At 62.9% G+C, this 19,413-nt stretch carries 24 protein-coding genes; 13 read left to right on the top strand and 11 right to left on the bottom strand.

The annotated features are described in order from the left end of the window. The first annotated feature begins 4 nt into the window (after positions 1–4). Positions 5–709 carry an ATP12 family chaperone protein gene (locus I6A82_RS14315; protein ID WP_198095401.1) on the top strand — a complete coding sequence of 235 codons (705 nt, stop codon included), beginning with the start codon at positions 5–7 and terminating at the stop codon, positions 707–709. A gap of 113 nt (positions 710–822) precedes the next feature. Then, positions 823–1,707, top strand: coding sequence for a hypothetical protein (locus I6A82_RS14310; RefSeq protein WP_198095400.1), 885 nt, complete (start codon positions 823–825; stop codon positions 1,705–1,707). A gap of 60 nt (positions 1,708–1,767) precedes the next feature. Here the strand turns inward: I6A82_RS14310 and gmk are convergent, their stop codons facing one another. The 5 genes from gmk to I6A82_RS14285 form a co-directional block, all read right to left on the bottom strand. After that, a complete protein-coding gene (gmk, locus tag I6A82_RS14305; protein WP_198095399.1) occupies positions 1,768–2,406 on the bottom strand; it encodes a guanylate kinase in 639 nt (212 codons plus the stop codon). 57 nt (positions 2,407–2,463) lie between these two features. Further along, on the bottom strand, positions 2,464–2,832 hold the full coding sequence (locus I6A82_RS14300; protein WP_198095398.1) for a hypothetical protein: 369 nt from the start codon (positions 2,830–2,832) through the stop codon (positions 2,464–2,466). Positions 2,833–2,834: 2 nt separating this feature from the next. Next, positions 2,835–3,749: a mechanosensitive ion channel family protein gene (locus tag I6A82_RS14295; protein ID WP_198095397.1), complete on the bottom strand. Its 915-nt coding sequence runs from the start codon at positions 3,747–3,749 to the stop codon at positions 2,835–2,837. A 212-nt stretch (positions 3,750–3,961) separates the two neighbouring features. Beyond that, the gene (gene fumC, locus I6A82_RS14290; RefSeq protein ID WP_198095396.1) at positions 3,962–5,353 is read right to left on the bottom strand and encodes a class II fumarate hydratase; all 1,392 of its coding nucleotides are present in this window, start codon (positions 5,351–5,353) and stop codon (positions 3,962–3,964) included. 103 nt (positions 5,354–5,456) lie between these two features. Further along, complete coding sequence (locus I6A82_RS14285) at positions 5,457–5,933, bottom strand: SspB family protein (RefSeq protein WP_187334439.1); 477 nt, start codon at positions 5,931–5,933, stop codon at positions 5,457–5,459. Positions 5,934–6,026: 93 nt separating this feature from the next. Between I6A82_RS14285 and hisB the strand changes: the two genes are divergently transcribed. From hisB to I6A82_RS14245, 8 genes are all read left to right on the top strand, one after another. Continuing rightward, a complete protein-coding gene (gene hisB / locus I6A82_RS14280) occupies positions 6,027–6,620 on the top strand; it encodes an imidazoleglycerol-phosphate dehydratase HisB (RefSeq protein ID WP_198095395.1) in 594 nt (197 codons plus the stop codon). Then, a complete protein-coding gene (locus I6A82_RS14275) occupies positions 6,613–6,909 on the top strand; it encodes a YciI family protein (RefSeq protein ID WP_332310979.1) in 297 nt (98 codons plus the stop codon). Before hisB ends, I6A82_RS14275 begins: the two co-directional genes overlap by 8 nt. Beyond that, positions 6,902–7,519 (top strand): imidazole glycerol phosphate synthase subunit HisH, encoded by a 618-nt coding sequence (gene hisH / locus I6A82_RS14270; protein ID WP_332310978.1) that lies wholly within the window; start codon positions 6,902–6,904, stop codon positions 7,517–7,519. Before I6A82_RS14275 ends, hisH begins: the two co-directional genes overlap by 8 nt. Positions 7,520–7,556: 37 nt before the next feature. After that, the gene (gene hisA / locus I6A82_RS14265; protein ID WP_198095393.1) at positions 7,557–8,285 is read left to right on the top strand and encodes a 1-(5-phosphoribosyl)-5-[(5-phosphoribosylamino)methylideneamino]imidazole-4-carboxamide isomerase; all 729 of its coding nucleotides are present in this window, start codon (positions 7,557–7,559) and stop codon (positions 8,283–8,285) included. Between the two features lie 133 nt (positions 8,286–8,418). Continuing rightward, entirely contained in the window at positions 8,419–9,183 is a 765-nt protein-coding gene (gene hisF, locus I6A82_RS14260; RefSeq protein WP_198095392.1) for an imidazole glycerol phosphate synthase subunit HisF, read from the top strand. 194 nt (positions 9,184–9,377) lie between these two features. After that, positions 9,378–9,665, top strand: a complete 288-nt coding sequence (gene groES / locus I6A82_RS14255; protein WP_187334434.1) for a co-chaperone GroES — start codon at positions 9,378–9,380, stop codon at positions 9,663–9,665. A gap of 50 nt (positions 9,666–9,715) precedes the next feature. Continuing rightward, entirely contained in the window at positions 9,716–11,368 is a 1,653-nt protein-coding gene (gene groL / locus I6A82_RS14250) for a chaperonin GroEL (protein WP_187334433.1), read from the top strand. A 164-nt stretch (positions 11,369–11,532) separates the two neighbouring features. After that, on the top strand, positions 11,533–11,709 hold the full coding sequence (locus I6A82_RS14245; RefSeq protein WP_198095391.1) for a hypothetical protein: 177 nt from the start codon (positions 11,533–11,535) through the stop codon (positions 11,707–11,709). Positions 11,710–11,736: 27 nt separating this feature from the next. Here I6A82_RS14245 and I6A82_RS14240 read toward each other — a convergent pair whose 3' ends face one another. After that, positions 11,737–12,543, bottom strand: coding sequence for a fasciclin domain-containing protein (locus I6A82_RS14240; RefSeq protein WP_198095390.1), 807 nt, complete (start codon positions 12,541–12,543; stop codon positions 11,737–11,739). 127 nt (positions 12,544–12,670) lie between these two features. After that, positions 12,671–13,597: a hydrogen peroxide-inducible genes activator gene (locus tag I6A82_RS14235; protein WP_187334430.1), complete on the bottom strand. Its 927-nt coding sequence runs from the start codon at positions 13,595–13,597 to the stop codon at positions 12,671–12,673. A 166-nt stretch (positions 13,598–13,763) separates the two neighbouring features. On the opposite strand from I6A82_RS14235, the gene epsC reads away from it, so the two are divergent. Beyond that, positions 13,764–14,450, top strand: coding sequence for a serine O-acetyltransferase EpsC (gene epsC / locus I6A82_RS14230; RefSeq protein WP_187334429.1), 687 nt, complete (start codon positions 13,764–13,766; stop codon positions 14,448–14,450). Further along, entirely contained in the window at positions 14,450–14,791 is a 342-nt protein-coding gene (locus I6A82_RS14225) for a DUF2794 domain-containing protein (protein WP_187334428.1), read from the top strand. Before epsC ends, I6A82_RS14225 begins: the two co-directional genes overlap by 1 nt. A 29-nt stretch (positions 14,792–14,820) precedes the next feature. On the opposite strand, the gene I6A82_RS14220 is transcribed toward I6A82_RS14225, so the two are convergent. After that, positions 14,821–15,903 (bottom strand): hypothetical protein, encoded by a 1,083-nt coding sequence (locus tag I6A82_RS14220; protein WP_198095389.1) that lies wholly within the window; start codon positions 15,901–15,903, stop codon positions 14,821–14,823. 79 nt (positions 15,904–15,982) lie between these two features. Further along, positions 15,983–16,888, bottom strand: a complete 906-nt coding sequence (locus tag I6A82_RS14215; protein WP_187334426.1) for an SDR family NAD(P)-dependent oxidoreductase — start codon at positions 16,886–16,888, stop codon at positions 15,983–15,985. 166 nt (positions 16,889–17,054) lie between these two features. On the opposite strand from I6A82_RS14215, the gene I6A82_RS14210 reads away from it, so the two are divergent. Beyond that, positions 17,055–17,390, top strand: coding sequence for a DMT family protein (locus I6A82_RS14210; RefSeq protein ID WP_198095388.1), 336 nt, complete (start codon positions 17,055–17,057; stop codon positions 17,388–17,390). 4 nt (positions 17,391–17,394) lie between these two features. Here the strand turns inward: I6A82_RS14210 and I6A82_RS14205 are convergent, their stop codons facing one another. Both I6A82_RS14205 and I6A82_RS14200 read right to left on the bottom strand, forming a co-directional pair. Beyond that, positions 17,395–18,522: an acyl-CoA dehydrogenase family protein gene (locus I6A82_RS14205; protein ID WP_198095653.1), complete on the bottom strand. Its 1,128-nt coding sequence runs from the start codon at positions 18,520–18,522 to the stop codon at positions 17,395–17,397. Positions 18,523–18,640: 118 nt separating this feature from the next. Next, the gene (locus I6A82_RS14200; RefSeq protein ID WP_198095387.1) at positions 18,641–19,405 is read right to left on the bottom strand and encodes an energy transducer TonB; all 765 of its coding nucleotides are present in this window, start codon (positions 19,403–19,405) and stop codon (positions 18,641–18,643) included. Positions 19,406–19,413 lie beyond the last annotated feature (8 nt).

Raw genomic sequence — 19,413 nt, 5'->3', positions numbered from 1 at the left:
ATCGATGACGAAGCGGTTTTACAAGGATGTCGCGGTAGAGGTTCGGGGCGTAGGCCGAGCAATCCTGCTGGACGGGAGGCCCGTCAACACGCCGGCGCGCAAAGCCTTGCTCCTACCCACCGATGCACTGGCCGAGGCGGTGGCAGAGGAATGGCGTGCGCAAGCCGAGATGATCGACCCGGCCGCCATGCCGCTCACCGGTCTCGCCAATGCGGCGATCGACCGGATCGGACCGGGCAGGGCGGATTTCGAGCGCGAACTTTCCGGCTATGGCGATACGGATTTGCTCTATTACCGCGCGGCCGATCCGGAGGAGCTGGTGCAGCATCAGGCTGCGCGCTGGGATCCCGTGCTCGCCTGGGCGCGCCAGCGTTTCGACATCGATTTCCATCTGGCTAGCGGCGTGATGCATCAGCCGCAGCCGCCGCAAACGCTCGAACGGCTGGCCGCAGCGCTGGCAGCGCGGGACGATTGGGCGCTGGCCAGTCTCGCGCGCACCATACCCATTAGCGGTTCGCTGGTGCTGATGCTGGCAGTGGACGAAGGCGCGATTACGCCGGACGAGGCATGGCAAGCCTCCGTGCTGGATGAGCTTTGGCAGGAGCAGCTTTGGGGGGCAGACGCCTTGGCGGTTCAGGCCCGCGAAGCGCGCGGGGCTGACTTCGCCTCCGCTTGGCGCTTCCGCGAATTGGCCCTGACCCAAGGTTGACACGGCCGTAAAAGCGCGGTTCATCTCCCTGCGGCTATACCAGAACAGGAAAGCGGCCCTTTGGCCGAGCCGAAAAATCACCCCATCCCGCGTGCTTTTGCGATTGCGAAGCCGTGTGGCCAGATAACCACCAGAGGAGAAGACCCATTACCAAGACCCGTATCCTTGCCGCAGCCCTGCTCGCATCGTCCGCGATTGCTGCGCCCGCGCTGGCGCAGGACCAGGCCGAACAGATGGATCACAGCAAGATGGACCATGGCCAGATGGACCATGGCGATATGTCCGCTGAAGCAGGTGCCGACGTTCAGGCTGGTACCGATGCTGAACTGATGTCCGGTGACGGCGCTGCGCAGGCCGGCGTGACGGCTGAGGCTGATGCCGCCGTTGCAGTGGACGATGCCGGCGTGCCGGTTGAAATGCGCAATGCCGCGATCGAAGGTTTCACCAAGGCGCAGGCAGCACAGGCTTCAGGCGATTTCGCCGGTGCCGTGGCCGCGTTGCAGCCGCATCTCGACACCATCCGCAAGATGGCCGCATCGGGCGATGCGCAGAGCCAGGGCTTCCTTGCCGATGCGCTCACCACCGTCGCCGTCAGCAAGGCGCAGACCGGTGACATGTCCAATGTCGGTGCGCTTCTTGAAGAGGCCGTGCCTGCCCGCCGCGCGATCTTCGAGATGAACCCGAACGATGTGAACGCGCGTTTGGCGCTGATCGGTGCGCTCAACAACACCGGCAACATCATCCTGCAGGGCGGCGACAAGCCGGCTGCCGGACCGTACTTCAAGGAAGCCGCGGAAGTTGCAAAGGCGGGTTATGATGCCAATCCGGCGAACGGCCAGCTGGGCAATGCCTATCTGACCGCCGCGATCGGCATGAACAACGTCACCGCCGATCCGGAATGGTACGCGAAGGTTAAGTCGATTGCGACTGCGCTGAATACGGCCGGCACGCTCGATCCCTCGCTTGCCCCGGTGGTGCAGCCGCTGATCGGCGGCTGATCCGGCTCACTGGATTGGAAAACAGAAGGGGCCTCGCAGCGATGCGGGGCCCTTTTTCGTTCAGTCCGTCATCAATTCGCGGGCGAATTCGATCAGGCCGGTCTGGCGGCGGCGGCGCATGCGTTCGGCGCGCAGTATCGTCTGCACGTCGGTGAAGCAGCGCTCCACATCGTCGTTCACCACGACATAGTCATAGCCGTCCCAGTGGCTGATTTCGGCGCGCGCACGGGCCATGCGTCCCGCGATCACTTCGTCGCTGTCGCTGGCGCGTTTTTTCAGGCGGCTGCGCAGCTCTTCGATAGAGGGCGGCAGAATGAAGACCTGCGCCACTTGGCTGCCCGCGCGCTGGTGAAGCTGCTGCGCGCCCTGCCAGTCGATATCGAAGAGCACGTCTTTACCGTCCTCGAGCAGCTTTTCCACCGAAGCCTTGAGCGTGCCGTAGCGATGGTCGAACACATGCGCCCATTCCAGAAACGCATCGTCGGACACCAGCTGATCGAACTCTTCGTCGCTTACGAAGTGGTAATCGACGCCGTTCTTCTCGTTCGGACGCGGTTTACGGGTGGTTGCGGACACGGACAGCGCGATCTGCGGATCGGATTTCATCAGCATGCGCGCGATGGTCGATTTGCCCGCGCCCGAAGGGGAGGACAGAACAAAGAGCACGCCGTAGCGCTGGAGGGGAATTCGGTCGGCCATGCGGGTTCATGGCCGCGCACCCCGCACGCCGTCAAGGGCATGCGGGGTGTGGGCAGGTCAGCTGGTGACGGGGCGCGGGGGAATGGGATCTAGTTGCTGGGCGTCGCGCGGATCGTCCACGGCGCTGTCGCTATATTCGCCGTCGACGATTTCGGTCTCGCCCTCGGCACGGGCCATCGCCATGTCGGTGTCCTCATCGCTGAGCCCGGTGGAATTAGCCGCTTGGGCGCGCCGATCCGCCTTTCGCTTATCGTACAGCTTCTTGGCGAGGTAACCGCCCCCCACCAATGCCGCGCCGGGCAGGGAACGGGTCGCAACTTTGGTGACGAGAAAGCCGACACCCGCGCCAAGCAGGCCGCGGCCCGCGGTTTTCTCGCCGACTTTCCTGCCGATCAGTGTCCCTGCGAGCGATTTGAGAAAAGCCATTTTCAGTCTCCGGTTGAAGGAGCTTCGGCGTCGTTGTCCGCGTTGCGGGCGAGCGGCACCGGCTCCTTGAAGGTGTGGGTGATGTAAGGGAACGGGATTTCGATGCCCGCATTGTCGAGCGCGCGCTTGACCGAACGGACGACCGTGTCACGGGTCTGGTGCATGGCGAGCGGCTTGGAACCGGCCCACCAGCGCACGCGGAAATTGATGCTGCTGTCGCCAAATTCGAAGGCGAAGATGTCGATCCGCTTTTCGGTGTTGACGCCTTCGGCATCTTCCACGGCTTTCAGGATCACCTCACGCGCTTCTTCCAGATCGGTGTCGTAGCTGACGCCGACGACCACCTCGTGACGCCGTTCGGCATCGTCCGTCAGGATTTGCACCGGATTTTTGAAGAGCATCGAATTGGGCACGATCGTGACCTCATTCGACAGGCGGCGGACATGGGTTTCGCGCAGCGTGATGTGCTCCACGCGGCCTTCAATTCCTTCGCAGCTAATCACATCGCCGATACGCATTTTTTTGCGGATCATGATCAGGACGCCGGCGAGGAAATTCTCAAAAATATCCTGAAACGCAAAGCCGATCGCCACCGCGCCGATACCGAGGCCTGCGAGCAGGCTGGCGGGCGTCAGGCCGGGCAGAATGATGGTCGCCGCGATCATCAGACCCACCACCCAGACGAAGATGGTCACCAGGGTATCGACCAGCGCCTTCAGCGACGGACGAATTTCAGTCTTGGCGGTGACCCGGTCCGCGATCTTGCGGGCGCCTTTCGCCACCATCCAGGTGATGAAAACAACGATTAGGGCAATGGCGAGGAGCGGGAGCAGCTTGAAAAAGCCATCGGCCATCGATGACAGTTGCTCCAAGAGCGACTGGACCGGTCCCTGAAATTGATCGGTGGCTTTGCCCATATCGCACGCGTCTCCCTGTTCTGACGAACCTCGTTTCGGTTGGAATATGAACGGGATGGGCGGCGGGGAGTTCCGGGGCGATGATCGCGCGTCTGGTTTGACGACTATAGGTCACGTAAAAACCCCGGGCTTGCGCGGCGGAGCGCAGGCCCGGGATCAATCATTTTCAACCAGTTTCGGCTGCCGTCACAGCCGATGAAAGGAAGCGTCGCTCAGCGGCCGACCATATTCTCCGGCTTCACATGTTCGTCGAAGGTCTTCTCATCGACGAGGCCAAGTTCCAGACCCGCTTCTTTCAGCGTCTGGCCGTTCGCGTGAGCATGCTTGGCGATCTTGGCGGCGTTGTCATAGCCGATGACGGGCGCGAGCGCGGTGACCAGCATCAGCGAGCGATCGACCAGATCCTTGATCCGCTCCTCGTTCGCCTCGATGCCATCGACCAGGCGCGTGGCGAAGCTGTCCATGCCGACCGAGAGCAGGTCGATCGAGCGCAGGACGTTGGAGCCGATCAGCGGCATGAACACGTTGAGTTCGAACTGCCCCTGCATGCCGCCCACGGTGACGGCCTGTTGGTTGCCGATCACCTGCGCGGCGACCATCGTCAGCATCTCGCACTGAGTGGGGTTCACCTTGCCCGGCATGATCGAGCTGCCCGGCTCGTTGGCGGGCAGGTTAAGTTCGCCAAGGCCCGAGCGCGGGCCGGAGCCGAGATAGCGGATATCGTTGGCGATCTTGTTGAGGCCCGCGGCAAGCGCGTTCAGCGCGCCGTGGAAGAACACTAGCGCGTCCTTGGCGGCGAGTTCGGTGAACTTGTTGGGTGCGGGCGTGAAGGTCTCACCCGTGATGTCCGAAATCGCGGCGCACATGTCCTCGGCCCAACCCTGCGGCGCGTTGAGGCCGGTGCCGACCGCGGTGCCGCCGATGGCGAGCTGCGTCAGGTTCGATTCCGCTACGCGCTCAATCCGCGTGCGCGCCGCGATCAGCTGACCGACATAGCCGGAAAACTCCTGGCCCAGCGTCAGAGGGGTGGCGTCCTGCGTGTGCGTGCGGCCGATCTTCACGATGTCGTCCCACGCATCGACCTTCTGCTTCAGTGAGGTGATGAGCACGTCCATCGCGGGCAGCAGCTGTTCGCGGGTCGCCAGAACGGCGGCGATGTGCAGCGCGGTGGGGAAGCTGTCGTTGGAGCTTTGCGACTTGTTGACGTGATCATTGGGGTGCACCGGCTCCTTGCCGCCGCGCGTGCCCGCCAGCTTCTCATTGGCGATGCCGGCGATCACCTCGTTCACATTCATGTTGGTCTGCGTGCCCGAACCCGTCTGCCAGATGGTGAGCGGGAACTGATCGTCATGCTCGCCGGATGTGATGGCGGTCGCCGCTTCCTCGATCGCATCGGCGGTTTTGTCGTCCAGCCCGTGCTTGCGGTTTACCCGCGCGGCCGCCTGCTTCACGATCGCCTGCGCATGGACCAGGCGGATCGGCATCTGCTCGCGCTCCGCGAACGGGAAGTTCTGCAAGCTGCGCTGCGTCTGCGCGCCCCAATAGGCATCTGCGGGAACGTCGATCGGGCCGATCGAATCGGTTTCGGTGCGGGTGTCGGTCATGATGGTCTCTTTCGTTCCCCGGGCGAAAAGCCGGGGCTTTATCGGGTTACGTCAGAGACTGCGCTCCGGCGGTGCCGAAGAGCAGCCGTGCGAAAGGTCGGGATTATTTCTTTCTGCCGAAGTCCACATTGACGACGTTGCTGCCGTCTTCGCGCTCGACCGTCGGGCCGTCATTTTCGGCGGCGTCGTCATGGTCCATCGCGGCAAGTTCGCCATCCACCTGGAATTGCAGCGCGAAGTCGACCGCGGGGTCGACGAACGCGGTGATTGCGGAGAAAGGCACGACCAGATGGCTGGGGATCTGATTAAAGCTGAGGCCGACTTCGAAATGGCCGTCTTCCACCTTCAGATCCCAATATTTGTGCTGCAGCACGATCGTCATCTCGTCGGGAAAACGCTCGACCAGATGAGAAGGGATGGAGACGCCCTTCGCATGCGTCTTGAAGGTGATGTAGAAATGATGCTCGCCGGGCAGGCCGCCGGCTTCCACTTCGCTCAGCACCCGGCCGACCACTGCGCGCAGGGCCTCCTGCACGATTTCGTCATAGGGAATCAGGCTGTCGGGCATATCCTCGCTCATGGCGCGGACTCGTGGACCGGATGCGTCCTTGAATCAAGACGGTTAAGACGTGCGCGGGCTTCCATTGGCGCAAAGGACACCTATACAGCCCCCATGCGCACCGGAACCATCGAACGCTCGACCAAGGAAACCGCGATCCGCGTCCATTTGAATCTGGACGGGACAGGGCAATATGATGTCTCTACCGGCATCGGCTTTCTCGATCACATGATCGAGCAGTTTTCGCGCCATTCGCTGATCGATCTGGAACTGAAGGTGGACGGTGATCTGCATGTCGACCAGCATCACACGACCGAAGATAGTGCGATCGCGCTGGGCCAGGCGATCCTCAATGCGCTGGGCGACAAGGCAGGCATCCAGCGTTATGGCGAATGCCATTCTCCGATGGACGAGACGTTGAGCCGCGTGGCGCTCGACATATCGGGCCGCAGCTGGCTCGCCTGGAAAGCCGGGTTCACGCAGGAAAAGCTGGGCGAGCTCGATACCGAACTGATCGAGCACTGGTTTCACTCGGTCGCCGATGCTGCCGGCATCACGCTCCACATCGAGCTGCTGTACGGCAAGAACAACCACCATATCTGCGAAAGCATCTTCAAGGGCTTCGCGCGCGCCATGCGCCAGGCAGTGGAGATCGATCCGCGCAAGGGTGGCGCGGTGCCGAGCACCAAGGGGCAGCTGGGTGGCTAATATCTTTATAGCATCGCTGAGCTACACCGTGCCGATCGAACAGATCGACGATCTACTGAAGCCGCATCTCGAATGGTTGCAGGCAGGGCACAAGGCGGGCCATTTCCTTGCTTGGGGGCCGAAGGAACCGCGCGATGGCGGGGTGATCTTCGTCAGAGCGAAGGATCGCGCGGAAGCCGAACGCCTGTTGTCCAGCGATCCCTTCATGACCAATGGCGTCGCAACCAGCGAGATCATCGAATGGAACCCGCGCTTTCTCGGCACCGGGCTGGAGGCCTTTGGTGGCTGAAACAATAGCGCTGATCGATTTCGGCGCGGGCAATCTCTATTCCGTCCACAATGCCTTGAAGGCGGCGGGGGCGGAGGCGACGATCACCGCCGATCCGGAGCTGGTCGCGCGCGCGGACCGCATCGTGCTGCCCGGTGTCGGCGCCTTTGCCGCCTGCCGCGCCGCGCTGTTCGCGATCGATGGCATGGTGGAAGCGCTGAACGCCCGCGTGCGAAAGGACGGCGTGCCGTTCCTCGGCATCTGCGTCGGTATGCAGATGATGGCAGGCACTGGTCACGAACATGGCAAGCATCACGGCCTCGGCTGGATCGCTGGGTCGGTGACCGCACTCGATCCCGCCGTGCGCGAGGTGCGCGTGCCGCATATGGGCTGGAACGCCGTCTCAACCGATCGGAGGCATGATGTGGTGAAGGACGGCGAGGCCTATTTCCTGCACAGCTACGCGTTCGAACCGACCCGGACCGAGGATGTGATCGCCGTCACCGATCATGGCGGCCCGGTTGTCGCGGCGGTGGGCCGGGACAATATGCTCGGCGTGCAATTTCATCCGGAAAAGAGCCAGGGCTATGGCATCGCGATGCTGGAAAGGTTTTTGACATGGGCGCCGTGAACGGTTTTTCTGCGCATCAGCGCGAAGGCATCACGTCATGATCGTCTTCCCGGCCATCGATCTGAAGGGCGGCGAAGTGGTGCGCCTTGCCGAGGGCGATATGGACCGCGCCACCGTATATGCCGACGATCCCGCCGCGCAGGCGCTGCTGTTTGCCGAGGCGGGCGCGCAGCATCTGCACGTCGTGGATCTCGACGGTGCGTTTGCCGGCGAGGCGCGCAATGCGGAGGCGGTGGAGCGGATCGTCGAAGCGTTTCCGGGTCACGTCCAGCTTGGCGGCGGCATCCGCAACCGGGCGTCGGTCGATGGCTGGTTCGAACGCGGTGTGGCACGGCTCGTCATCGGCACCGCGGCGCTGAAGGACCCCGATTTCGTGAAAGCCGCCGCGCGAGACTGGGAGGGCGGCATCGTCGTTGCCGTTGATGCGCGCGACGGCATGGTGGCCACCGATGGCTGGGCCGAGAAGAGCGACATTACCGTCGTCGATCTCGCGCGCCGTTTTGAAGATGCGGGCGTCGCTGCGCTGCTGTTCACCGATGTTGGGCGCGACGGTCTGCTCAAAGGCTGCAATATCGAGGCGACGGTCGATCTGGCGCGCTCGGTCGATATTCCGGTGATCGCCAGTGGCGGAGTGAAGGGCATTGCGGACATCCGCATGCTGGCGCTGCAAGCCGATCAGGGCATAGAAGGCGTCATCACGGGCCGCGCGATCTACGACGGCACGCTGGATCTGGCGACCGCGATCGCGATCGGGAACGGCGCGTGAAGAGAGATTGTGCCATCCAGGAATTCGTAAGTGCTGAGCTTGTCGAAGGACGTCTATCGATCATGCGCTGTGCGCAAATGAGAGGCGCCCTTCGACAAGCTCAGGGCTACGGTTTTTTTGGCGAGGGGAACAAGTGACCGTTCGCGTTCGCGTGATCCCCTGTCTCGACGTGGCGGACGGCCGCGTGGTGAAAGGCGTGAACTTCGTCGATCTGGTCGATGCAGGCGATCCGGTCGAGCAGGCGCGCGCGTATGACGCGGCAGGCGCGGACGAACTGTGCTTCCTGGACATTGGCGCAAGCCACGAGGGACGCGATACCATCGTCGATGTGGTGCGGCGCACCGCGGAGGTGTGCTTCATGCCGGTCACCGTCGGCGGTGGGATCCGCACCGCGGACGATGCGCGCGCGCTCCTGATGGCGGGTGCGGACAAGGTGGCGGTGAACAGCGCTGCAGTCTCGCGCCCCGAAGTGGTCAGCGACATCGCCGCGCGCTTCGGAAGCCAGTGCGTGGTCGCATCGATCGACGCCCGGAGGCGCGAGGACGGTAGCGGCTGGGAAATCTTCACGCATGGCGGACGCAAACCGACCGGCATCGACGCGCTGGACCATGCGCGGCGATTGGTGGACCTTGGCGCGGGCGAACTGCTCATTACTTCAATGGACCGTGACGGCACACGCGAGGGCTTCGATCTTGCGCTCACGCGGGCGATGGCCGATGCGGTGTCGGTGCCGGTGATCGCCAGCGGCGGCGTCGGCTCGCTCGATCATCTGGTGGAAGGCGTAACCAAGGGCCGCGCCAGCGCGGTGCTTGCCGCCTCGATTTTCCACTTCGGCGAAGCGACGATCGGCGAGGCCCATGCCGCGCTGCGGGCGGCAGGATTGCCCGCCCGCGGCTAGCATAAAAATTTGCGCCGCCGCGCACGAAAATACCGCCGAACCCCCTTGATCTGTCGCGCAAGCGGTCCATATGCGATCCGCGTTAGCACTCACCCTTTGAGAGTGCTAACAGACACCCATTCTCCCGCTCGGGTGCCGATCCGGCACCGGGCGGAAGCCGCTTTTGCCAGATACAGAAGGAAAGGGACAATCATATGAACTTTCGTCCGCTCCACGACCGCGTGCTCGTACGCCGCGTCGAAGCCGAACAGAAGACCGCCGGCGGGATCATCATCCCCGATAGCGTTCAGGAAAAGCCGCAGGAAGGCGAAGTCGTCGCCGTCGGCACCGGCGCGAAGGCCGATGATGGCACCGTGACCCCGCTCGACGTGAAGTCGGGTGACCGCATCCTGTTCGGCAAATGGTCCGGTACCGAAGTGAAGGTCGACGGCGAAGAGCTGATCATCATGAAGGAAAGCGACATCCTCGGCATCATCGGCTGAGCGACAGGCGCTTTTCTTACTTCTCCAAATTCCAGAAAGGATAACATCACATGGCATCCAAGGACGTAAAATTCGGCCGCGACGCGCGTGAGCGCATCATGAAGGGCGTGGACATCCTCGCCGACGCGGTGAAGGTCACGCTCGGCCCCAAGGGCCGTAACGTCGTGCTCGACAAGAGCTTCGGCGCTCCGCGCATCACCAAGGACGGCGTTTCCGTCGCCAAGGAAATCGAACTGAAGGACAAGTTCGAGAACATGGGCGCGCAGATGCTGCGCGAAGTCGCCAGCAAGACCAATGACGCGGCAGGCGACGGCACCACCACCGCCACCGTGCTCGCTCAGGCGATTGTGCGCGAAGGCATGAAGTCGGTTTCCGCCGGCATGAATCCGATGGACCTGAAGCGCGGCATCGACATCGCCGTCGCCAAGGTGGTTGAAGACCTGAAGAGCCGTTCGAAGACCATTTCGGGCTCCAAGGAAATCGCCCAGGTCGGCACGATCTCTGCCAATGGCGATAAGGAAATCGGCGAGAAGCTGGCCGAAGCGATGGATAAGGTCGGCCACAATGCGCCGATCACCGTCGAAGAAGCCAAGGGCCTCGAGTTCGAGATCGACGTCGTCGAAGGCATGCAGTTCGACCGCGGTTACCTCTCGCCCTACTTCATCACGAACAGTGAGAAGATGACGGTCGAGCTCGACAATCCGTACATCCTCATCTTCGAAAAGAAGCTGTCGAACCTCCAGTCCATGCTCCCGATCCTGGAAGCCGTGGTACAGGCGGGCCGTCCGCTCCTGATCATTGCCGAGGATATCGAAGGCGAAGCGCTGGCCACCCTCGTGGTCAACAAGCTGCGCGGCGGCCTCAAGGTTGCTGCCGTGAAGGCTCCGGGCTTCGGCGATCGCCGCAAGGCCATGCTGCAGGACATCGCGATCCTGACCAACGGCGAAATGGTCAGCGAAGATCTTGGCATCAAGCTGGAGAACGTCTCGCTGAACATGCTGGGCGAAGCCAAGCGCGTCACCATCGACAAGGACAACACGACCATCGTCGATGGCGCTGGCGACCAGCAGGCGATCAAGGACCGCGTCGACGCGATCAACGCGCAGATCGAGAACACCACCTCCGACTATGACCGCGAGAAGCTCGAAGAGCGTCGCGCCAAGCTGTCAGGCGGTGTTGCCGTGATCAAGGTCGGCGGTGCCACCGAGGTCGAGGTGAAGGAAAAGAAGGACCGCGTGGAAGACGCGCGTCACGCCACCAAGGCTGCTATCGAAGAGGGCATCGTTCCCGGTGGCGGCACGGCGCTTCTTTACGCCACCCGCGCCCTGGAAGGTCTGGAAGGCCACAATGCCGATCAGACTCGCGGTATCGACATCGTGCGCAAGGCGCTGACCGCTCCGGTGCGTCAGATCGCTCAGAACGCCGGTTTCGACGGTGCCGTCGTGTCGGGCAAGCTGCTCGATCAGGACAACACCGATTACGGCTTCAACGCATTCAGCGACGAATATGAGAACCTGGTTGAGGCCGGCGTGATCGACCCGACCAAGGTCGTGCGCACCGCGCTGCAGGACGCCGGTTCGGTCGCCGGTCTGCTCATCACCACCGAAGCAACGGTGGCCGAGCTTCCGGAAGACAAGAGCAGCGGCGGCGGCATGCCGGGCGGCATGGGTGGAATGGGCGGCATGGGCGGCATGGACTTCTAAGTCCGCCGATCCAGTCGTCCGGCCTGGCCGGATACTATCGGGGCCGGAGGAGCGATCCTCCGGCCCTTTTTTCATGCCGGAAGCCCTCGGCTCGGCGTGCCAACAGGATGGGCGCGCAACCACCGTCCCCCGCCGCCGTTGATGACGCGGAAAGGAATTTCGCGATGACAGAGAGAAAAGACGAGGACATGCGCCCTACGAAGACGCAGGACCGGCCGAACACATCGACCGAACATCAGGCAGAAGGCGACGCCAGGCGACCAAGCGACACGCTGGACCGCGATGTCACGAAGCGTGGCCCTGCAGGCCAGCCCGTGCCGGAGGATAGCGACCAGGCCTGATTTACACGCCCGGTCGCCTGATCGGGTTTAGCGGCGGCGCTTCTTCTTTTTGCCGTTCGCATCTTCGGGTGCCTTGGGCACCATCACCATGTCGGTGGTGTGGATCAGGCCATTGAAAGCGCCCTGATCGTAATTGGTGATCGTCGCGACATGGCCTTCGGGGTCGGTCAGCGTGACCTTGCCCTCGGGCGAAAGCGCGGCAACCAGCGTTTGCCCCTGCAATGTGGGCAGGCTGCCCTTGCCGCCATTTTTCTTGAGCTGCTTCACCAGTTCCGACGACGCGAGATAGCCCTTGATCACATGATATTGCAGCAGCCGATCGAGAGCGGCCTTGTTCTCGGGCTTCAGCAGATCATTGAGCGTTGCCTGGTCCATTGCCATGAAGGCCGCGTCATTGGGCGCGAAGATCGTGAACGGGCCGGTGGCTTCCAGTGCATCGACCAGCCCGCCCTGGCGCAGCAATTGCGCAAGACGCGTATTGGTAGGCGACTGGCTGATCACGTCCACGACCGTGACAAAATCGGCGGCCTTGGCCTGCGGCGCGGCGGGGGCTGCGTAGCTGGTTGCCGGCTGCTGATAGGCAGGCTGCGTGGTCGTATCGGTCTGCTCATAAGGCAGCTGTGCGTTTTGCTGACCGCTCTGGGTCGTCGTCGCGGGGTAGGGCTTGGGCGCTGCCTGTCCGGGCAGCGGGGGCTGCGTCGTCTGATCGGGCTGCGCGGTCGGCGTCGGAGTCGGCGTTGCCTGACCTTGCGGAGGCAGCGGCGCGACGTTTTGCGCGGCCAGCGGCGCGGCAAGGATGGTGGCCAGGCCTGATAAAATTATGGCGGACTTCATGGTGCTCGATACTCCCGCATTCGGTTTGCGCCCTTTTGCGGGGCGCCAGAAAGACAGGCAAGCGCTATCGCAAAGCGTCGATGAACCCAAGCGATATGGAGGGGGGCGACCGCGCGTGTGCGGCGCTTCAGCGCGCGTCGGCGCCCAGCTCCTCGGCATAGAGCGAACGCAGTTCCTGGGCGAGCATGCGGAACTCCTCTTCGCGCGGGCTCGCCTTACGCCAGACCAGCGCGATGCTGCGCGAGGCACGGTCCGCTTCCAGCGGACGGCCCTGCACCTCGGTGCCTTCCAGCAGGCCTGCCTTCAATGCCATCTCAGGCAGCAGCGTGAGACCAAGCCCATTGTCGACCATCTGCACCAGCGTATGCAGCGATGTGCCCAGCATCGTTGCCGAAGCGCGCAGCTCCGGCCGGTTGCAGGCGGCCAACGCATGGTCCTTCAGGCAGTGGCCGTCGACCAGCAGCAAAAGCCGCGTTTCGTCGATGAACTCCGGCGGGACGTTCGCGGGCAATTCGCGCGGATCGTCTTTCGGGAAAGCGACGAACAGCCGGTCCTCGAACAACAGTTCCTGGTCGCTGTCTCCGCAGGGGAAGGGCAAGGCCAGCAGCACGCAGTCCACCTGCCCATGGTGCAGCGCCTCGCACGCATCAGCGCTGGTTTCCTCACGCAAATAGAGTTTCAGTTCGGGATAGCTGCGACGAAGATCCGGGAGGAGACGCGGGAGAAGAAAGGGCGCGATCGTGGGTATCACGCTCATCCGCAGATCGCCGGTCAGCGGTTTGCCGGCCGAGCGGGCGAGCTCCGTCAGCTCCTCCGCCCCGCGCAGGATGCGATGAGATTTCTCGACCATCGAATCGCCCAGCGGGGTGAAGCGCACCACGCGGCGCGTCCGCTCGACCAGCGTCACGCCAAGCAGCGATTCTAGTTCACGCAGGCCGGCGGAGAGGGTGGACTGCGTGACGAAACAGCTCTCGGCCGCGCGGCCGAAATGGCCATGCTCCTTCAACGCAACCAGATATTGCAGCTGCTTCAAGGTGGGCAGATAGCTGTTCACAAAGTCACTCCGTCGATATTTATTGCGATAAATATAGTAAAATTCCGATTAGTCCAGCGTTTACGGCGTTTCGCATGGCATTCCTCCTACCATCCCTTGATCTTCCCTTCTCATCGCGGGCCTGCTTTCCTATCTTCGCCGCTCAACCGTGAAGGAGCGCCCCCCTATGTTTCGGGACCTCATCGCCTATCTCGATTCGATCAAGGCCCGCGATCCCGCGCCACGCTCGCGCTGGGAAATCCTGCTTTATCCGGGGCTATGGGCGCTTGGATTCCACCGCGTTGCGCACTGGTTGTTCATTGGAGAGATTTATTTCCTCGCCCGGCTGGTGAATCATTTTTCGCGTATGCTGACGGGCATCGACATCCATCCGGGGGCAAAGATCGGCCGTCATTTTTTCCTCGATCACGGATTCACGGTGATCGGCGAAACCGCGGAGATCGGCGATAATGTTACCATCTACCAATGTGTAACGCTGGGCGGGACCAACCCCGCCAATGGCGAACCCGGCAAGCGGCATCCAACGATCGAGGATGATTGCATCATCGGCTCCGGTGCGCAGATCCTGGGGCCGATCACCGTGGGCAAACGCGCGCGCGTTGGCGCTAATGCCGTTGTGACTGGCGATGTGCCCGAAGGCGCGACGATGGTGGGGCAAAAGGCGCGCTCCACGCTGGTGGCGGCAGAAAATTACGCGCGTGACTTTGTCCCATATGGCACGCCCTGTTCGCAAATAACCGATCCGCTGACACAGAAGCTGGAGGCGATGCAGGCGAAGATCGATGCGCTTGAAGCGCGGCTTGGCGAGAAAAGCGACGATGGCGGCGAGCCGGAGCGCCGCGACCGCGCCTGATGAGCAATATCGTACCCTTCCCCGGTGCAGCAGGCGCAGCGCAGGTCGGTTTCGACCGTGAGGAATTGACCCGCATTCTGGATCTATATGGTCGGATGGTCGCGGCCGGAAACTGGAAGGATTATGCGATCGATCTCGGCAAGGAAGCGGCGGTCTTCAGTTGTTTTCGCCGGTCTGCCGAGCGACCCGAATATCGTATCGAGAAGCGCCCGGCCCTGCGCAATCGGCAGGGCATGTGGGCGCTGGTGGGTGAGGGCGGCGCAATCCTGAAACGCGGGCATGAGTTGAAGCCCGTCCTGGCGCCCGTAGAACGAAAACTGATGAAGCTGGTCGGTGGCTGAGAGCCGCCGACCAGTCTTGTCGGTGCGCCTCAGGCCATCGCTAGATGCGAGAGGGGTAGGCGCGCTTGCAGCGTTCCGGGCAATCGGTTGACCACTGCGTTGCGGATCGGCGTCCAGAAGGCTGAAAGCGTCAGCAGCGCAGAGCCGATTACGAAGGCAGTCAGCGCAATGTTAAGTTCAACCACGCCGAATTCCTGAAACAGCTGCGTCACGGCATAGAGCACATAAGCCAGTGCCGAGACGAGAAGCGCGCGCCGATCGACTGCGAGCGCGACGACCGCGAAGGCCAGGTAGACGCCGATTACTCCGAGCGCGCCCGGCACGCCAGCCAATTGCCCGTCGGTGACGCCGGTGAGCGAAAAGAGCGGATGAGCGATCATCGGCGCGGCCAGAAGGTGCAGCCAGAACGCCACATCGCTACGCCGCGTTTCACGCGCGCGGTCCGACATGTCCCACCACATGGCAAAAGCGAAAACGCCGAGGCCGAGGACGAACACGATGGCCAGCATGATGTCCGGAATGTTCGCATTTTCCGGACCGATGGCCGAAGCGATTAGGGCGACGATCGTCGCGGCAACTGCAGCCGCCCCGCCTGCAACGGTGATGGGCACCTTGAAACGACGCCAGTGGAGCCAGGCACCGAAGGCCGTCAGCACCGCGCTACCTGCCACCCAGAGTGCTGCGGCAGTATCATTCAAGCCGCCGTCTCCGCCATCGAAAACATTGCTTAGAAAGCCGAAACCCAAGAGGGCTTCGAACAGGCCGCCGAGGAACGCGATAAGCAAAATGATGCTGGGCAGCGCCATGCGGCGGCGACGGGTGAAGAACTCGGCGAGTCCCCACGCGGCGCCTGCTACGAACAGTCCGGCAAAGGGCGGCGGGCCGTCCATTATCGGTGTGATCGCCTGCCCGATGCCGCCGACCGCCACCAGCATGATGACGATCGCGATGGCGACGAAGATATCGTTGAAGCCGGTGATCAGCCGGAACTGCTCTTCGTCCACCATCGGTGATTGCCGGACGATGCTGACATGCGCGCGCAGCGCGTCAGCAGCCTCCGGGCTGATCGCACCCGCCGACACGGCGGATTGCAGGTCGGTCTCACTATACATAGCCCAATTCTCCCACTGTTCAGGCGGAAGCTAGGCTTGCCGTATTACTGTGTCAATACAGCACGGCTTCAACCGATCGTCAGGAGCCGAGCGCCTGCAAGGCCTTCATGATCGCCATCGACTGCTCGGCACCGTTCTGCGGTACCGTCTCGCCTTTGCGGTCGATGATCTTGTCGAATGCTTCGGCCACGCCCTCTACGGTGCGTTTTTCTGGCGGCAGTGCGACGCCGGGCGTCAGCGTGACATAGCTCGCCTGATAGACGCCCGCGCCCGCGCCGATGATCATGTTGGTGGGTGCGTCGTCGCTGACGAGGAAGAGCGCGGCGGGCACCACATTCACGGGATCGAACGCCTCGAATGCCTGCTCGGGGAAGATATCCTCGGTCATGCGCGTGCCCGCGACCGGCGCCAGCGTGTTCACCTTGATGTCGTATTTCGCGCCTTCGAGGTAGAGCGTCTTGGTCAGCCCTGCGAGGCCCAGCTTGGCGGCGCCGTAATTGGCCTGTCCGAAATTGCCGAACAGCCCGGTCGAGCTCGCCGTCATCAGGATGCGGCCATAGCCTTGCTCGCGCATCGTCTCCCACACCGCCTTGGTGACGTTGGCGGAGCCGATGAGGTGGACCTTCACCACGAGATCGAAATCCTCGGGCTCCATCTTGGCGAAGCTCTTGTCGCGCAGGATGCCGGCATTGTTGATCACGATGTCGACGCGGCCCCATTTCTCCTTGGCCGCTTCGACCATCTGAACCATCTGGTCATATTCAGTGACCGAGCCGCCATTGGCCATGGCGCTGCCGCCCGCCTCGACGATCTCCGCGACCACCTTTTCTGCAGCGTCAGAGGTGCCGGTGCCATCACGCGATCCGCCGAGATCGTTTACAACGACATTAGCGCCCCGCCGGCCGAGCTCGAGCGCATATTCACGCCCCAGGCCGCCGCCCGCACCGGTAACGATGGCGGTCTTTCCGGAAAAATCGATGGTCATGGTTCAGGTTCCTCGTTCGTTTGCACCGGGTCTGCGCATCCTGGAACGCGCTGTCCAGAGGTGATTTTACGTTTACGTAAGGTGAGGGGGCGAGCTTGGGCGATAGGCATCGCCGTGCAATCAGCTAAAACGAGGTTTTCCGCCCCGTCCCCGGAGTCATGCCGCCATGCCCACCATCGCGCTCCTGATCATATCCAACCTGTTCATGACCGTCGCCTGGTACTGGCACCTGAAAGGCGGAATGAACAAACCGATCCTGGCAGTGATCCTGATCAGCTGGAGCATCGCATTGGTCGAATATTGTTTCGCCGTGCCCGCCAACCGCATCGGCTTCGCGAGCGGGTGGACGCCCGCGCAGCTGAAGATCGTGCAGGAGGTTATCGCGCTCACCGTCTTCGGCGGCTTCATGGTGCTCTATCTGGGCGAGCCGCTCCATTGGCGCCACGCGGGCGCGGCGCTCTGCATGGTGGGCGCGGTGCTGTTCCTGTTCGGGGGGAAGTGAGCGCTCAGCCAGCGCCCACCAGCTCTCGCCCGATCAGCATGCGGCGGATTTCATTGGTGCCCGCGCCGATATCGAGCAGTTTGGCATCGCGCATATATCGCTCGACCGGCCAATCGGTGGTGTAACCCGCACCGCCCAGCGCCTGAACGCTTTCCGCCGCGACCTTGAACGCGTTTTCGCTGGCAAGCAGGATCGCGCCGGCAGCGTCGAAGCGCGTGGTCTTGTCGTTATCGCACGCCCGCGCGACGGCATAGGTGTAGGCCCGGGCGGATTGCAGCGCGACGTACATGTCCGCGATTTTCGCCTGCATCAACTGGAAGCTGCCGATCGGTTTGCCGAACTGCTCGCGCTCGCGAACATAGGGGATTACGGTGTCGAGGCAGGCCTGCATCACGCCGAGCTGCAAGCCGGAGAGCACGACGCGCTCATAATCCAGCCCGCTCATCAGCACGCCCACGCCGCCGCCGACGGGGCCCATCACATTCTCTTCCGGAACATGGCAGTCGTCGAACACCAGCTCGGCGGTGGGCGAGCCGCGCATGCCGACCTTTTCGATCTTCTGGCCGATCGAGAAGCCGGGCATGTCCTTTTCGATCAGAAAGGCGGTGATGCCGCGCGAGCCCTTGTCCGGATCGGTCTTGGCATAGACCACCAGCACATCCGCATAGGGTGCGTTGGTGATCCAGAACTTCGTGCCGTTCAGCAGATAGCCGCCCTGCACGCCGTCCGCGCGCAACTTCATCGAGACGACGTCGGAGCCCGCATTGCTTTCGCTCATGGCGAGGCTGCCGACATGTTCGCCGCTGATCAGGCCGGGCAGATATTTCGCCTTCTGCTCCGCATTCGCCCAGCGCGCGATCTGGTTGATGCACAGGTTGGAATGCGCGCCGTAGCTGAGGCCGATCGAGGCACTGGCGCGGCTGATTTCCTCCACCGCGATGACATGTTCCAGATAGCCGAGCCCCAGGCCGCCGTCGTCTTCGCTCACAGTAATACCGTGCAGGCCGAGCTCGCCCATCTGCTGCCAGAGTTCTTCCTTCGGGAACCAGTCCTCGCGGTCCACCTTGGCGGCGATCGGTTCGATCTGTTCGTCGGCGAAGCGGCGGACGGTTTCGCGGATCTGGTTCGCCATTTCGGTCAGGCCGAAATCGAAATCGGGGGTCGCTACGGTCACGGATTGTCCTCGCCTGTAAGATTGTTGCGTGCGGATATATGGGGAGGCGGTGGACGGGGCAAGCGGAGGAACGCGCTCACCGATCCCGGTCGCGCCCCAGCCACCAGCGCTGTTCCCATCCGGCAATATCCGCGACGGGACGCCCGTCCGTGCCGCGCGCCGGTTCATAGCGAAAGCGCTGCGTGATCAAGCGGCAGGTGGTATCGTCCAGCGCCTGGTTTCCGCTCGAAATCTTGACGACGCAGCGCGTCACCCGTCCGTTCGCGCCGATATAAACGTTCGCGCCAACGATTCCTTCGACATTCGCGTCTGCCGCCGATCGCGGATAATCCTTCGGTGTGATGCGACCGCTAACCAGCCGCGCCGGGACAGGGGGATAACCGCCCGATCCGGCACCGGTGCCGTTGTTCCCGCTGCCGGTTCCGTTGCCGATGCCTCCTGCTCCGGTCCCGGTCCCCTCGATATCCGCATTGCCGGTGGTGCTGGCAGCGCCGAGATCGGGCAGCTTGGCAGTGTCGATCACGGGTTCGGGGATCGGAACCTGCACGATCGGTTCCGGCGCCTTGATCGGCGATGCCTTGGCCTTGAGGCTCGGCGGAGCGGCAGCACCTTCTTCCTTGGCGTCCGGCTTGGGCGTGACTTCAGGCGGTGGCGGGGGAGGCGGGGCCGGTGGGGGTACCGGATCAGTCTGGACGGTAAAGGTTTTCAAACTTTCGGTTGCCTGGTTCACCACGTTGGCGCCAAGCCCGCTGATCAGCGCATATCCCAGGGCGAGGTGAATCGCAATCGCCGCAGCAATCGATGGCGCACGCTCGCGCGGGGAAGTGTGCCCGAAACTCATGGGGATAT

The sequence above is a fragment of the Novosphingopyxis sp. YJ-S2-01 genome (assembly GCF_016093175.1).
GTDB classification, from domain to species: domain Bacteria; phylum Pseudomonadota; class Alphaproteobacteria; order Sphingomonadales; family Sphingomonadaceae; genus Novosphingopyxis; species Novosphingopyxis iocasae.
The sequence above is the reverse complement of the archived record's forward strand: the minus strand, read 5'-3'. Positions and strand labels throughout refer to the sequence as shown.

What these genes read in the sequence shown, in the direction of transcription:
- I6A82_RS14315 (WP_198095401.1), top strand. Translation starts at nt 5, where the DNA reads ATGACGAAGCGGTTTTACAAGGATGTCGCGGTAGAGGTTCGGGGCGTA.
- gmk (WP_198095399.1), bottom strand. Translation starts at nt 2,406, where the DNA reads ATGGCCGACCGAATTCCCCTCCAGCGCTACGGCGTGCTCTTTGTTCTG.
- I6A82_RS14300 (WP_198095398.1), bottom strand. Translation starts at nt 2,832, where the DNA reads ATGGCTTTTCTCAAATCGCTCGCAGGGACACTGATCGGCAGGAAAGTC.
- I6A82_RS14295 (WP_198095397.1), bottom strand. Translation starts at nt 3,749, where the DNA reads ATGGGCAAAGCCACCGATCAATTTCAGGGACCGGTCCAGTCGCTCTTG.
- fumC (WP_198095396.1), bottom strand. Translation starts at nt 5,353, where the DNA reads ATGACCGACACCCGCACCGAAACCGATTCGATCGGCCCGATCGACGTT.
- I6A82_RS14285 (WP_187334439.1), bottom strand. Translation starts at nt 5,933, where the DNA reads ATGAGCGAGGATATGCCCGACAGCCTGATTCCCTATGACGAAATCGTG.
- hisB (WP_198095395.1), top strand. Translation starts at nt 6,027, where the DNA reads ATGCGCACCGGAACCATCGAACGCTCGACCAAGGAAACCGCGATCCGC.
- hisA (WP_198095393.1), top strand. Translation starts at nt 7,557, where the DNA reads ATGATCGTCTTCCCGGCCATCGATCTGAAGGGCGGCGAAGTGGTGCGC.
- groES (WP_187334434.1), top strand. Translation starts at nt 9,378, where the DNA reads ATGAACTTTCGTCCGCTCCACGACCGCGTGCTCGTACGCCGCGTCGAA.
- groL (WP_187334433.1), top strand. Translation starts at nt 9,716, where the DNA reads ATGGCATCCAAGGACGTAAAATTCGGCCGCGACGCGCGTGAGCGCATC.
- I6A82_RS14245 (WP_198095391.1), top strand. Translation starts at nt 11,533, where the DNA reads ATGACAGAGAGAAAAGACGAGGACATGCGCCCTACGAAGACGCAGGAC.
- I6A82_RS14240 (WP_198095390.1), bottom strand. Translation starts at nt 12,543, where the DNA reads ATGAAGTCCGCCATAATTTTATCAGGCCTGGCCACCATCCTTGCCGCG.
- epsC (WP_187334429.1), top strand. Translation starts at nt 13,764, where the DNA reads ATGTTTCGGGACCTCATCGCCTATCTCGATTCGATCAAGGCCCGCGAT.
- I6A82_RS14225 (WP_187334428.1), top strand. Translation starts at nt 14,450, where the DNA reads ATGAGCAATATCGTACCCTTCCCCGGTGCAGCAGGCGCAGCGCAGGTC.
- I6A82_RS14220 (WP_198095389.1), bottom strand. Translation starts at nt 15,903, where the DNA reads ATGTATAGTGAGACCGACCTGCAATCCGCCGTGTCGGCGGGTGCGATC.
- I6A82_RS14215 (WP_187334426.1), bottom strand. Translation starts at nt 16,888, where the DNA reads ATGACCATCGATTTTTCCGGAAAGACCGCCATCGTTACCGGTGCGGGC.
- I6A82_RS14210 (WP_198095388.1), top strand. Translation starts at nt 17,055, where the DNA reads ATGCCCACCATCGCGCTCCTGATCATATCCAACCTGTTCATGACCGTC.
- I6A82_RS14205 (WP_198095653.1), bottom strand. Translation starts at nt 18,522, where the DNA reads ATGGCGAACCAGATCCGCGAAACCGTCCGCCGCTTCGCCGACGAACAG.
- I6A82_RS14200 (WP_198095387.1), bottom strand. Translation starts at nt 19,405, where the DNA reads ATGAGTTTCGGGCACACTTCCCCGCGCGAGCGTGCGCCATCGATTGCT.